Origin of the sequence: Croceibacterium atlanticum (genome assembly GCF_001008165.2) — a bacterium.
Lineage (GTDB): Bacteria > Pseudomonadota > Alphaproteobacteria > Sphingomonadales > Sphingomonadaceae > Croceibacterium_C > Croceibacterium_C atlanticum.
Genome location: NZ_CP011452.2, coordinates 2934721 through 2948800 on the forward strand (window position 1 = coordinate 2934721; position 14080 = coordinate 2948800).

8 protein-coding genes and 1 riboswitch are annotated in these 14080 nt (G+C 61.3%); of the genes, 3 read left to right on the forward strand and 5 right to left on the reverse strand.

The features are described from left to right. Positions 1 to 10: 10 nt before the first annotated feature. The 5 genes from gcvH to WYH_RS13885 all read right to left on the reverse strand — a co-directional run bounded on the left by gcvH (position 11) and on the right by WYH_RS13885 (position 8449). The gene (gene gcvH, locus WYH_RS13865; protein WP_046904305.1) at positions 11 to 385 is read right to left on the reverse strand and encodes a glycine cleavage system protein GcvH; all 375 of its coding nucleotides are present in this window, start codon (positions 383 to 385) and stop codon (positions 11 to 13) included. Then, a complete protein-coding gene (gene gcvT, locus WYH_RS13870; protein WP_046904306.1) occupies positions 382 to 1524 on the reverse strand; it encodes a glycine cleavage system aminomethyltransferase GcvT in 1143 nt (380 codons plus the stop codon). Before gcvT ends, gcvH begins: the two co-directional genes overlap by 4 nt. 156 nt (positions 1525 to 1680) lie before the next feature. Beyond that, a riboswitch (glycine riboswitch) is annotated at positions 1681 to 1778 on the reverse strand. Positions 1779 to 1870: 92 nt separating this feature from the next. Continuing rightward, positions 1871 to 4981: an efflux RND transporter permease subunit gene (locus tag WYH_RS13875; protein ID WP_046904307.1), complete on the reverse strand. Its 3111-nt coding sequence runs from the start codon at positions 4979 to 4981 to the stop codon at positions 1871 to 1873. Next, on the reverse strand, positions 4982 to 5998 hold the full coding sequence (locus WYH_RS13880) for an efflux RND transporter periplasmic adaptor subunit (RefSeq protein WP_235980020.1): 1017 nt from the start codon (positions 5996 to 5998) through the stop codon (positions 4982 to 4984). 81 nt (positions 5999 to 6079) lie between these two features. Next, positions 6080 to 8449, reverse strand: coding sequence for a zinc-dependent metalloprotease (locus WYH_RS13885; RefSeq protein ID WP_053833594.1), 2370 nt, complete (start codon positions 8447 to 8449; stop codon positions 6080 to 6082). A 163-nt stretch (positions 8450 to 8612) separates the two neighbouring features. Here WYH_RS13885 and WYH_RS13890 point away from each other — a divergent pair, with 163 nt between their 5' ends. From WYH_RS13890 to WYH_RS13900, 3 genes are all read left to right on the forward strand, one after another. Beyond that, positions 8613 to 9134, forward strand: a complete 522-nt coding sequence (locus WYH_RS13890; RefSeq protein WP_046905201.1) for an Lrp/AsnC family transcriptional regulator — start codon at positions 8613 to 8615, stop codon at positions 9132 to 9134. Positions 9135 to 9454: 320 nt separating this feature from the next. Further along, the gene (locus tag WYH_RS13895; protein WP_221232171.1) at positions 9455 to 12322 is read left to right on the forward strand and encodes a TonB-dependent receptor plug domain-containing protein; all 2868 of its coding nucleotides are present in this window, start codon (positions 9455 to 9457) and stop codon (positions 12320 to 12322) included. Between the two features lie 154 nt (positions 12323 to 12476). Next, positions 12477 to 14060 carry an amidohydrolase gene (locus WYH_RS13900; protein WP_046905203.1) on the forward strand — a complete coding sequence of 528 codons (1584 nt, stop codon included), beginning with the start codon at positions 12477 to 12479 and terminating at the stop codon, positions 14058 to 14060. The last annotated feature ends 20 nt before the right edge of the window (positions 14061 to 14080 follow it).

The following is a 14080-nucleotide window of genomic DNA, read 5'->3' on the forward strand; positions in this document are numbered from 1 at the left end:
GTCATTCCGGTCATTCGAGGCCGGCGAGGAATTCCTTGTAGGCGGCCTCGTTCATCAGGCCTTCCAGCTCGGCGGCGTCGGTCATGGTCAGCTTGAAGAACCAGCCGTCGCCATCGGCGTCCGAATTGACCAGCGCGGGGTCTTCCTCCAGCGCGGGATTGCCTTCCAGGACAGTGCCGGAAACCGGCGAATAGACTTCCGAGGCCGCTTTCACGGATTCAACCACGGCCGCTTCCGCGCCCTTGGCCAGTTCCTTGCCGGATTCGGGAAGTTCGACGAACACCAGATCGCCCAGCTGGCTCTGGGCGAAATCGGTAATACCGATCGTGGCGGTTTCGCCATCGACGTCGATCCATTCGTGTTCTTCGGTGAAATAGCGTGTCATTTTCCGGCTCCTGCACGGTAGTAGCGATGAGGTACGAAAGGCATGGGCACGACCTTTGCGTCGAGCCGGCGATTGCGGACCTGTACGGATAGGGTTGCCCCTGGTTCGGTGTGGGCGATGTCCACGTAAGCCATGGCGATCGGGCGGCCGAGCGTGGGGGCGAAACCGCCTGACGTGACCGTGCCCACTTCATTGTCGCCCGCGAAGACCGCGGCGCCTTCGCGCGCGGGCAAACGCCCTTCAAATTCGAGGCCGACGCGCTTTGCCGGGGGGCCATCGGCCAGCAATTGCGCGATCCGTTCCGCTCCGGGGAAGCCGCCTTCTTCGCGCCGTTGCTTGGACAGTGCGAAGGTCAGATCGGCAGAAACCGGATCGGTCACCGTGTCGAGATCATGGCCATAGAGCGGCAAACCGGCTTCCAGGCGCAGGGAATCGCGCGCGCCCAGGCCGATGGGCTTCACCCGTTCATCGGCCAGCAGGGCGGTGGCAAATTCTTCCGCAATCGTGGCGGGAAGCGAGATTTCGAACCCGTCCTCGCCCGTATAGCCGGATCGGCCAATGCCGATCGCGGCGCCATTCCAGGTGCGGCTGGTCGATTGCATGAAGGACAATTCGCCAGATATGCCCGGGAACAGCCCATCCAGCACTGCCGCCGCTTCCGGTCCCTGCAATGCCAGCAGGGCGCGGTCCATCATATAGGTGAATGACAGGCTTTCAGGCAGATGCGCGCGAATATGGGTGATATCGTCATGCTTCGTCGCGCCGTTGACGACGAGGTAGAATGTCTCATCATCGCCAGTGCCGACATTGGTGATCATCAGATCGTCCAGAATGCCGCCATTGTCGGCCAGCAGCAGCGAATAGCGGATACGGCCCGGCTTCAATATCGCCAGATTGGCGGGCAGCAGGGCTTCCAGCGCCTTCGTCGCACCGGGGCCGGAAATGATGATCTGGCCCATATGGCTGACGTCGAACAGTCCCGCATGTTCACGCGTCCATTCGTGTTCGGTCACGATGCCTTCGTACTGGATTGGCATCGAATAGCCCGCAAAAGGAACCATTCTGGCACCTCTGGCGCGGTGCCAGGCATCGAGCGGCAGGGGCCGCACTTCCTGTTCAAGGGGGACTGTTTCGTTCATGCGCACGCTCCCGACAAACAACGGCAATGCCCGCAGCGGACATTTTCACCGTCGCCCCCTCTGTCGGGTAACCTGAGAGATTTGCGCGCAACCTGCGCCGCGCACTTTCCCCTTCGGTGGGATGGACCGCAATCCATCCGCTTTCCAGAGCGCCATGACCGTGCCGAGGTCCTTTCGCCTGAGAGTTTCCGGGGCGGTTGCTCCTTCGGCGCTGCTCTTTCCAGAGAAAGAACAGGCTCTCCCACGACACGAACGGGAATCGAAATTCCCGGTAGCTGGCTTGTCATCCTACGCCCGGCCGCAACGGTCAAGCGGAATGCTCCCGACTGAGAGAAGAAAAATGATTTCATGAACTTGCCTCCGGTTGCAGCCCCTTGTCGGACAGCGCAGACTGCAATTCGCGCGTCACGGCCTGGGGGGAGGAGGTGCGGCGGGTCAGCGCCGCATAGAGCACGGGGACGAGGAAAATCGTGACCAGTGTGGCGAGCGAGACGCCGGCCACCAGCACCATGCCGATGGCTGCGCGGGCGCCTGCGCCTGCGCCGGTGGCGAGGGCGAGGGGAACGCCGCCCATCACCGTGGCGATGGAGGTCATCAGGATCGGCCGCAACCGGCGGCGGGCAGCGCTGCGGATCGCATCGGCGAATTCCCGCCCTTCATCGCGCAGCTGGTTGGCGAATTCCACGATCAGTATGCCGTTCTTCGCGGCCAACCCGACCAGCATGACCAGGCCGATCTGGCTGTAGAGATTGATCGAATCCCCGGTCAGGGCGAGTCCGAACACACCCCCGGCAAAGGCCGGTGGAACCGCGGTGATGATCACGGCCGGGTGAATGAAGCTTTCGAATTGCGCCGCCAGCAGCAAATAGATGGTGACGATGGTGAAGCCGAACACGATCCAGATCGATGATCCGGTCTGCTTGAAGGATTCGCTTTCCCCGCGATAGCCGATTGCCAGCACTTCCGGCGATGCGCGCGCCTGGTCTTCAAGAAAGGCAAGCGCTTCGCCCATCGGATAGCCATCGGCCAGGCCGCCCTGCAGGGTGATGGCGCGCATCTTGTTGAAGCGGCCCAGTTCGCGTGCAGAAGTTTCCTCGCGCAGGCTGACCAGGTTTGACAGGGGCACCAGTTCGCCGGTGCGGGAACGGACATAGATGCTAGACAGCTTCTGTTCGCGGTCCCGTTCACTGGCGGCGGCCTGCACGATCACGCGATATTCCTCGCCATTCTGCACATAGGTGGAGACGCGGCGCGATCCCATCAGCGTTTGCAGCGCCTGGCTGACATCTTCCACTGACACGCCCAGATCGCCCGCGCGTTCGCGATCGACATCGATCAGGATCTGCGGCTTGGATTCCACATAATCGGCATCGAGATTGATGATGCCGGGATTGTTGCGCGCGGCGGCCAGGATGCGATCGCGCGCGATGGCCAGTGAATCGTAAGTGGCCCCGGCGATGACGAAATTGATCGGCTGCCCGCGTCCGCGGCCCAGCGACGAGCGGACAGTGGCATTGCCGCGTACTGCGGCCAGCCCGGTCAGCGTGTTGTTCAAATCCGCTGCCACGTCGGCCGAGGTCTGTTCGCGTTCTTCCCAGGGCGTCAGGAAGATCACCAGCCGCCCTTCGTTGAAATCGCTGTTGCCACGGCCGGAAGGCAGGCGCCCGATAACGCCGCGAATGGCGCCTTCGTCCATCATCGGCAGGACCTTCGCTTCCGCTTCGCGAACGAAGCCGTCCAGCGCGGCGAAGCTGGTGCCTTCCGGCGCGCTCAGGCGCGTTTCGATCACGCCGGTATCTTCCGCAGGGGCCAGTTCGGCGGGCAATGTGGTGAACAGCCATCCCGCCAGGGCCAGCATTGCGGCCACCGGCGCATAGACCAGCAGCGGATGTTTGAAGCAGCGGTCCAGCCAGCCGGCATAACTTGCTTCCACCCGTGCGAAGATCTTGTCGATCCGGGCGGAGAAGCTGCCCGCCTGGTCATGCTTCAGGATCTTGGAACACAGCATCGGCGTCAGTGTCAGGGCGAGAAAGCCCGACAGGGCGATGGCGGAAATCATTGCTGCGGCCAGTTCGCGGAACAGCAGGCCGGTCTGCCCGCTGATGAACATGACAGGCACGAAGACCGCGCAGACAACCAGCGTGGTGGCAATCACCGCGAAACCGACCTGGCGTGCACCGAGATAGGCGGCGACCAGCGGCTTTTCGCCATTTTCGATCCGGTGATGGATATTTTCCAGCACCACGATCGCATCATCGACCACCAGCCCGATGGCGAGCACCAGCGCGAGCAGGGTAAGCAGGTTGATCGAGAAGCCGAACAGCCAGAGCACGGCGAAAGTGGCCAGCAGGCAGATCGGCACGGTGATTGCCGGGATCAGCGTGGCACGCCAGCTGCCCAGAAACAGGAAGATGACGAGGACGACCAGCACCGCCGCTTCGCCCAGCGTGTGATAGACGCTTTCAATCGCCCGATCGATGAAGAGAGAGGAATCGGATCCGGTATCCACCGTGATCCCTTCGGGCAGGTCCGGTTCCATCGCGGCCATCGCTGCCTTGGCGTCTTCCGCCACTTTCAGCGTATTGGCCCCGGACTGGCGCACCACGCCCAGTCCGACGCCCGTCTCTCCGTTGAGGCGGAACCTTGTATAGGGGTTTTCCGGGCCGCGTTCGATCCGCGACACATCGCCCAGGCGGACGAGATAACCATCGGCGCCGCGGCCCACCACCAGGGACCCGAAATCCTCCGGCGTGACAAAGGAGCGGTCGACCCGGAGGGAGAGATTGCGCTGGGTGGATTCGATGCGGCCGGCCGGAAGTTCCACATTCTGGGTGCGCAGGGCCGTTTCGATATCGCGCGGCGTCAGCTGGTAAGCGGCCAGCCGGTCCATATCCAGCCAGACGCGCATTGCCGGGCGGGAATCGCCGAATACATTGACCTGTGCGACGCCATCCACATTGGAAATACGGTCCACCAGAACGCGTTCGGCGTAATCGCCCAGTTCCAGCGGATCCCAGCCCTGGCCGCGCACGATAAAGAACAGGATCGGCCTTGCATCGGCATCGACCTTGCGCACTTCCGGCGCCAGCGCATCTTCGGGCAGATTGTCGGACGCGCCGGATACCCGGTCGCGCACATCATTGGCCGCGGCATCGACATCGCGGCCGGGCGAAAATTCGATCGAGATATCCGACCGTCCGTCGCGCGAAAGCGAGGTGATAGTCTCGATACCGGCGATCCCGGCCAGCCGGTCTTCCAGTGGCTGGGTAATACGGCTTTCGATCACGGCGGCGCTGGCGCCGGTATATTCGGTGCTGACCGACACCACCGGCGGATCCGTTTCCGGCAATTCGCGCACGGACAGGCTGAGAAAGCCCACGATCCCGATGATCGTAAGCAAAATCGCCGTCACGGCGGCCACGACCGGCCGCCTTACCGAAAGATCCGAAAGGACCACCTAGCCGGCCCTTCCCTGGGAATCGCCTTCGATCTGCACCTCTATCCCGTCGGCGACCTTGATCACGCCTTCCGTGACCACGCGATTGGTGGGGGCAAGGCCGATGATTTCGATCACGCCATTATCGCGCATCCCGGTCTGCACATTGGTGCGTTTCACCTTGCCGTCCGCGCCCACGACATAGACGAAGCGATCCTGGCCTTCGCCGACGATGGACAGTTCCGGCACCGCCAGCGCGCTGCGCCGCGCGCTTTGCACGGCGACTTCCAGCAGCATGCCCGGTTTCAGCCGGGCGCCCGGATTGGGCAGGATCGCGCGGACCAGCAGGGCACGTGTGGCAGGATCGATCACGGGATCGATCACGGATACGGTACCGGTGAAGGTTTCGCCCGGAAAAGCGGCCGACGTGACAGTGATGGGCTGACCTGCGCGGAGCGAACCGAGAGCCGTTTCCGGCACGGAAAAGTCCAGCTTTATGCGTGAGAGATCGCTCACCGTGGCAATTGCATCGCCCACCGAAACGATAGTGCCGGGGGAAATCGTGCGCAGGGACACCGCGCCGGTCAGCGGCGCACGGATCGTCCGGTCGGCAATGCGCGCCCGCGCATCGTCGGCATTGGCGCGGGCCTGCGCCGCCTGTGCCACCTGCTGATCCAATTGGGCCTGCGTCGCAAAGCCGCGATCGAACAGCGACTGGATGCGTTCCAGCTGGGTTCTGGCCAGTTCTTCCTGCGCCATTGCGGATTGCAGCGCGGCCTGTTCCTGCGCCTGGTCCAGCGTGGCGATCAATTGTCCGCTGCGCACGAAATCGCCATCGTCGAACAGGAGCTTTTCGACCCGTTCGGCGACCGGCGATGCGATGGTGACCTGTTCATTGGCGCGCGCCGTGCCGACCGCCTCGATCACGTCCACGAAGACATGCGGCGCCGGCTGCGCGACCTTGACGAGCGGCGCCGGGCCGGCGCCCGAAGGGGCGTCCGCGCCGGAACCGCAGGCGGAAAGCATCAGGGCGGGCAACAGACAGCGAAATGCTGCTCCGGGCCGCCAACGGGGCGTCATCACCGTTGACTTTCTGTCAGGTGGAACAGGTGCCTGGCGTCAGTCATCGAACCTCCCGCCGGAACCGCCGATCGGCATCCCGGGCGGGATATCGGGCGCAGCATCACCTTCTTCCATCACGCTGGAGAGCCTGTCTTCGTCCTGCAGCAGGCTGCTGACATAGCGGGCCCAGGCTCCGTCCTCACCCTTGCCGCCGGCAGAAAGGCGGGTGGCGATATTGTCAAGCCTGCCTGCCAGAAGCGCGGCCACGCCGGGGGAGGTTTCCGCATCGCGCTGCGTTTCGGCCATGGTGATGATCGCGCGATAGGCAATCCGGCGGGCGACCGCGTCCGGCCTGGCAGAGATCACTTTCTCGTCCAGCTGGTCGAGCAGATATTCCACGCCCGGCATGGCGCTGTCCCGCCGATGCTGTTCGAACAGGCGTGTCAGGCGTGAAGGCGCCAACATGCTGTCGAGCGGCAATTGCGCAGCGACATCGGCCGCGACCAGCGGATCGAAGGCGGCGGCACCGGCATTGGCGAAGACTTCCTGGTTGAACTGGGGATCGGGCAGCCGTGTGGTCGGCACCGACAGTTTCATCACCAGTTCGTCCGGCACGGTCAGCATGGATGCGGACAGGGTGCCGATCATCTTTTCGATGGCGGACCGCTGCATGTCGGCCGGGAAGGGCGCGGGTTCGGGATGATTGTCCCCCCGAACCGCATATTCATAGTCGAGGCCGCCAATGACCTTGCCGGCCGCTTCCACGTCATAGCGATGCAGCAGCCAGATCGGCACGAATTTGCGGCGCAGATTGGCCAGCGGTTCACCGGGCAGCAGCACCTGCTCCCCGAAATTGGCGAGTGCGACCTGGCGCACCGCCAGCATGTGGTCGAGCGCGGCGAGGGGATCCGGCCCGTCATCCCACATGCTGGCGATGGGGCTGGGGAGGTCCGGGGAGCGTCCGTCAATATCGGTAACGAAACGCAGACCCGCTTCCTCCACCGCCAGAGCTTTCCGGGCTGCATGTGCATCCGGGTTCTGCCCCGGAGGCGGATCGCCATACAGCCAGTCCACGGAGAAATCGTCCCACGCGCCGCCGGATCGGGCATAGGCATCGGACAGGTCGATCTTGCCGTCGGTCAGTTTGATGCGCGGGCCGGGGTAATCCATCACGCTGGTGCGATCCTGCGTGCTGCCCGCGAAATTGTGCATGAAGCCGATCGCATGGCCCACTTCATGCGCGCCCAGCTGGCGGATGCGGTCAAGCGCGGCGCGAACCGGATCATTCCCGCTTCCCGTGCCGTTTTCCGCAGTGCCGACCAGACCTTCGAAAATGGCCACGTCCTGCCGCACACGCAGGGCGCCCAGCACGACATTGCCCTTGATGATTTCGCCCGTGCGGGGATCGCGGATGCCGCCGCCATAGGACCAGCCGCGCGTCAGGCGGTTGGACCAGTTGACCATGTTGTAGCGGACATCCATCGGATCCGCCCCTTCGGGCAGGATTTCGGCGCGAAACGCGTCGATGAAGCCGGCCTTCTCGAAGGATGAAGCCCAGTAGTTCACACCTTCGAGCAAGGCTGTGCGCACGGGTTCGGGCGCGGCCGGATCGATGTAGAATATGATCGGCTTCCTGACCGTGGACCGTTCCGCCACAGGGTCAGTCTTTTCCAGGCGGAAGCGCGAGGCGAGCTGGATCGCCACCGGCTGTCCCAGTGGAGTACCGAAATCATACAGCACCGGCCCGCCGACCGGCGCACGCGGATCCGCCAGTCGGGGCACGAAGCCGGGATCGGGCAGACGGATGAAGCTGTGGTGGACGGTGAAGCTGACCTGGCGCGCATCAGGCACGATCATGCCGGTAGTGCTGCCCCTGCCGGCCGTGTCGGTAGCGAAGGTCTGGACCACGTCCACTTCGATATTGTCGGGAAAGGCCTTCAGCGACGCCGTATCCACCGCGCTGAGCTGCGGCGAATGGCGATAACCCTTGCCCCCGCGATTGAGCGTTGCGGCAATATCCGCAACGTCGCGCATCAGGAACGGCGCCATGTCCACTTCCACGCCGTTGCTGTCGCTGGAAACGATCTTCAGCATGGCGGCGATAGTGAAGGCGAAGCTTTCTGCGGCCCCTTCTTCGGTCACGGCATCGCCCGTGGCGCGAAACGACGGATTTTCGAAAGTCGCGGCCATCTTGTCGCCGATCTGGCGGAAGCACAGCAATTGGGAAACGTTGACCCGGCCCCGGTCCAGCATGCTGTCCGCGGTCCCAAGCCCGGTGCGCAGCGCGCTGGCATAGACATAGCAGCCGGACTGCCCATCGGCATCGGGCGCGGGCAATGTGAAATGCACCGTCCCCTGGTCCGATGAAGTACTGACCGGCAGCAGAACCTCCTGCGCGGAGGCGGCGGCCGGAATAAGCAATACCATCGGTAATGCGGAAATGAGCAAATGCCGCGACAATCTGCGCGTCCGTTCCAAAATCGACCCCCTGTTTTGATCGTGACCGCCCAATAAGCTGACGATGAGGTAGGAATATCACTCCACTCATTGCGCATCCTTGGAAATTTGGCATCATCGGATCGTGATCTTGATGGATTTCGGCGGGGGAATGGAATTGGGCAACGAAAACGATCACAAGCCAATTGATCGCACCGACTTTCGAGTCTTGCGGGCATTGGTTGAAGATGGGCGTGCCGCGGACGTAACGCTCGGGGAACGCGTGCATCTTTCCAGCACCGCTGCGGCGCGGCGCCGAAAAATCCTCGAAGAGAAGGGGATCGTTTCCGGTTACGGCGCCGTGATCGACCAGAAATCGCTGGGCTTCACGATAACGGTGCTCGTGCTGATCGAACTCAGCTCGCAGGCGGAGGCAAAGCTGGTCGAGTTCGAGGAGGCTGTGAAGGGCTGCCCTTCAATGTCCTATTGCAGCTTCATCTCCGGCGAGAACGACTTCATGATGCTCATCAATGCGCGGTCCTTCGACGACTATGAAAGGATCTATCGCAAGGAGCTTTCCAACCTGCCCCATGTGTCGAAGATCCGCAGCAGTTTCATGCTGCGCGAGGTCGCGCGCCGGCGAATCGCACCGGCGATTCTGGATGATTTCAGTTGAATGGCGAAGTGGTGGCGGGGCGCCGGAGGATCGTGACGGAATTCGATAGCGGGATGGTGTTCTGCGCAAGAATGCTGCGCGAACAATGCCGTGCACATGCAAAATATCTGCAAAACGATATCGGCTTTGACCTATAGTTCCAACTGACAGCGGAGGACATCAAAAAGAACATACTAGCCGGACCGGCCAGAACGGTCCCGGATAGGCAAAGAGATAAGTGGGGGAGGATCAACTTACACCAAAAAGGGGGTTGATCCGTGAATAATACAAATAAGTTTCAAGAACTTCGTCAGAAGTCGGGGGGTCGCAAACAGCGCCTTTTGGCTGGCGCGGCCGGTGCGGCCGTAGCTTTTACCTTTATCGCGGCGCCTGCATTTGCGCAGGACGCGGGTGCTGCTGAAGAAGAATACGAGGCGCCTATCATCGTCACCGGATCGCGCATTGTCCGCGACGGTTACGATGCGCCGACGCCGCTGAGCGTTATTTCCGGCGAGGAAATCAACACCGAGGCGCCGGCAAACATCTCCGACTTCGTGAACACTCTCCCGGCCGTTTCCGGAAGTCAGAACGGGGGCACGAATTCGGGCAGTCTTTCCAGTTCCAACGCCGGCATCAATGCGCTGAACCTGCGCGATCTCGGCAGCAACCGCACGCTTGTACTGCTTGATGGCCGGCGTTCAGTGACATCTTCCGCCGCAGGGTTGGTGGACGTGAATACGTTCCCGCAGTCCCTGATCGAACGGGTTGAAGTGGTGACCGGCGGTGCTTCTGCCGCTTATGGTTCCGACGCTGTTTCCGGTGTCGTAAACTTCGTTCTCGACCGCGACTATCAAGGTTTCAAAGCCAATTACGAATATGGCGTCACCACTTACGGAGACGTTCCAAACCACAAGATCGAACTGACCGGCGGGGCAAGCCTGCTCGATGACCGCCTTCATATCATCGCCAGCGGTGAATTCTTCACCCAGGAAGGCGTGGATACCATCGATCGTGACTGGAATACCCACACTTTCATGGTGAATAATCCGTATTATGCTGCGGGTAATGGCCAGCCTGAAAGGATCTGGGCGGACGGCATAGGTGAAGCGATCCTTTCGCCCGGCGGCCTGATCACGAGCGGGCCGTTCCGCGGCACCTATTTCGGTGCAATCGATCCGGGTACCGGCCTGGCGACTCTTGGTGAGTTCGCTTACGGCGCGACCACCGGCCGTTACACGATTGGCGGCGATTACCTGTTGGAGGACGAACATTTCGGCTCCAATTCGCTCGCCCCGCATGAAGAACGGATCGGCCTGTTCGGGCGTATCGGTTATGAAATCACGCCTGATGTCGAGCTGTTCGCTCAGGTGTCGTGGAACCAGTATGAAGGCCAGAGCTTCTATCAGCAGACCCCCTCATCCGCGACGATCCAGCTCGATAACCCGTATTTGCCCCAGTCCTTCGTGGACATGGTCAATGATTACAATGCGACTGCGGCACCGGCGGATCAGGTTTCCTCGATCAGCATCGGAACGTCGAACGCGGGCATTCCTGCGGCCGGCTCTGACAACAAGCGCGTGGTGGAGCGGTATCTTGTCGGCGCTGAAGGTTCGCTGGATGTCCTGGGCGGCCTGGACTGGGACATTTCCTACCAGATGGGCCGTGCCGATCTCGATCAGCAGTTGACCAATACCTGGCTGAACTCCCGCATGAACGCCATGACCGATGCGGTGTATGACGGTGGCGGGAACATTGTCTGCCGGGTCAATATCGACGGAAATCCGAACAATGATCTGCCGGGTTGCGTGCCGATCAATCGTATCGGCATTGGCGGCGTCACGGATGAAGCGGTCGACTATCTCTTCCAGCTCACGCCGTTCCGGAACCAGGTCGTGAAACAGGAAGTGGCAGCGTTCAACCTGTCGACAAACAGCCTTTTCGATATCTGGGCAGGCCCGGTTTCGCTGGCCCTGGGTGGTGAGTACCGCAAGGAAACGCTCGACAGTACTCTCGATCCTCTTCAGTACGAACAGACCTGGCTCTACGGCAACTATCGCGAAGATGATGGCTCCTACAATGTGAAGGAAGCCTATATCGAAACGATCGTTCCGTTGTTTGACGGCGCCGATTTCAACGGTGCGTTCCGCATCACCGATTACAGCAGCTCGGGCACGGTCTATACTTACAAGCTGGGCCTGACCTGGCAGGTGATCGATGCGATCAAGCTGCGCGGCACCTATTCGCGTGACATTCGTGCCGGCAATCTGCTCGATCTGTTTGCCAGCGGTACGGCGCGTACGAACTCGATCAGTCGTCCGATCCTGGATTCCAACGGGAATGTTACTGGCGTCTCCGTTTCGGATCAGTTCGTGCAGAGTGCCACGGGCAACCCGCAAATCGATCCGGAAAAGGCGGATACGATCGGTCTCGGCGTGGTCTTCACGCCCGGGTTCCTGCCTGGTTTTGCGTTCTCGGCCGATTACTTCAAAATCGACCTGTCGGACGCGATCGGCTCGCTCAGCGCGGAACAGGCTGTTCTGTTCTGCTACGAGCAGAAGGTGGAGGAACAGTGCCTCAATATCGAGTATGAAGGTGGCCAGCGGTTCAGCACGGGGCGCAACCTCGATGTGCTGACCATCGACTTGCCGGTTTTCAACTTCGCGAGCCAGAAGGTTAGCGGTGTCGACTTCGAAGCCAGCTATCGCACCCCTCTCGGGCCGGGTGATCTGGCGCTTCGTGCGGTCGCTTCACACTATATCGAGAATGTCTCGGATGATGGATTCAGCTATCCCACCGATACTGCCGGCGCCACCCTTCCGAGCTGGAGCTATCGTCTCACGGCAAGCTACGATTACAATGGCTTCCGCACGACGATCGTGGGGCGTGGCTTCGATGATGGCGTGATCGACAACGCTTATGTTGTCTGTTCCGTCAACTGCCCGGCATCCAGCCCTGATGCGCGCACGGTCAATAATAATTACCGTGCGGGCTCGTTCTATCTCGATACCAACTTCGTTTATGAATTCGAGGTGGCTGGTGTAGCCGCTCAGGCTAAATTCGCGGTCAAGAACGTCCTGAACAAGGATCCGTATGTATTCGGCTACGGGACGATCGGCGGCAACAATACCGCTGCTTATCCGCGGACCGATCGCGGTTTGTACGATACTCTTGGTCGTACGTTCCGTCTCGGTGTGAGCTTCGAATACTAATAGCGAGACGGCAGGGGGCGGCGCCGCATCGCCGCCCCCTTCCACCTTCTTTCGATCACTTTGCATTGCGAGCGCCAGCGCTCTTCGTGTCGCACCAATCAGCCAGGCCAACCCGGAAATATCGGGGCCAAATGATGAGGATTACTCTCAGATGATGAAGCTTCGCCACCGCACTTTGACTGCAATTGCAGCACTTTCAGCAGTTACCCTGTCCGCCCCGGCACATGCAGAGGCGCCGCAAGCCTACAAGGATGAAGCTATTGCCGGTGTCGAGGACCGGGCCAAGCTGGTCCAGGAAATCGTGGATTCCATCTTCAGCTTCCAGGAACCGGGCTTTCAGGAATTCCAGACGCGGGATTATCTGACCGATATTCTGGAAAAGAACGGCTTCACCATCGTCAAGGGCGCCGCGGGCATTCCCAGCGCCTTCACCGCCACATGGAGCAATGGTGAAGGTCCGAAGATTGCACTCGGCAGCGATGTGGACGGGCTTCTCGGCCTCAGCCAGAAGCCGGGCACTGGCGAAATCACTCCATTGATTCCGGGCGCGCCGGGGCATGGCGAAGGGCATAATTCCGGCATGGCCGTGATGGTCGCTTCCGCCCTCGCGGTGAAGGACGTGATGGAGAAGCATGACATCAAGGGCACGCTGATGCTCTGGCCCGGCATTGCCGAGGAACTGCTGGCCACAAAAGCCTTCTTCGTGCGCGAAGGCATGTTCGAAGGTTTCGACGCCTGCATCTTCACCCATGTCGCCAACAGTTTCGGCACCGGTTACGGCCAGGGTCGCGGCAACGGGATGGTGTCGGTGGAATATACGTTCCAAGGCAAGACCTCGCACGGGGCGGGTGCCCCATGGGCAGGGCGCAGCGCGCTTGACGGCGTGGAACTGATGAATGTCGCCTGGAATTTCCGCCGCGAACATCTGCCGCTGACCCAGCGTTCGCACTATGTGATCACCAATGGCGGCGGTCAGCCGAATATCGTGCCAGGCGAAGCATCGGTCTGGTATTATTTCCGTGACCACACTTTTGACGGCATTCGCGAACTCTACGAGATCGGCAACACTATTTCCGAAGCCGCTGCCGCAGCGACCGGCACGACGGTGCAGCGCCGGACGCTGGGTTATGCCGCCCCGCAATGGGCGAACAAGCCGCTGGCCGAAGCTGCCTACAAGAACATCCAGGCGGTCGGCATGCCGGACTGGACGGCGGAGGATCAGGCCTTCGCCAGGATGTTGCAGGAAGCCAATGATCGCCCGCTGGAACCGCTGCGCAGTGAAGTGGGCGAACTGGGCGTGCCGTCTGATATTCCGCCGATGGGCGGCGGGTCTGACGATATCGGCGATATCATGTGGGCCCTGCCGACCATCACCATCCGCTTCCCGTCCAACGTGCCGAACATGATCGGCCACAACATCACGGCTGCAATGGCAATGGCGACGCCGGTTGCCCACAAGGGGGCGGTTGCCGGGGCGAAGGCCGTGGCGCTGACCACGCTGGACATACTGACCACGCCCGAACTGGTTTCGGAAGCGAAGAAGTACCAGCAGGAAGTGCAGTTTGCGGAACAGAGCTACGATCCTGTCCTCACTCCTGAAGACAAGCCGGCCATCCACCTGAACAAGGAAATCATGGATCGCCTGCGGCCGGAGCTCGAGAAGTTCTATTACGATCCTTCCAAATACGACACCTATCTGGATCAGCTTGGCGTGGACTATCCCAATACGGGTGGCTGATCCCAGGCTCTTCTGAAGAA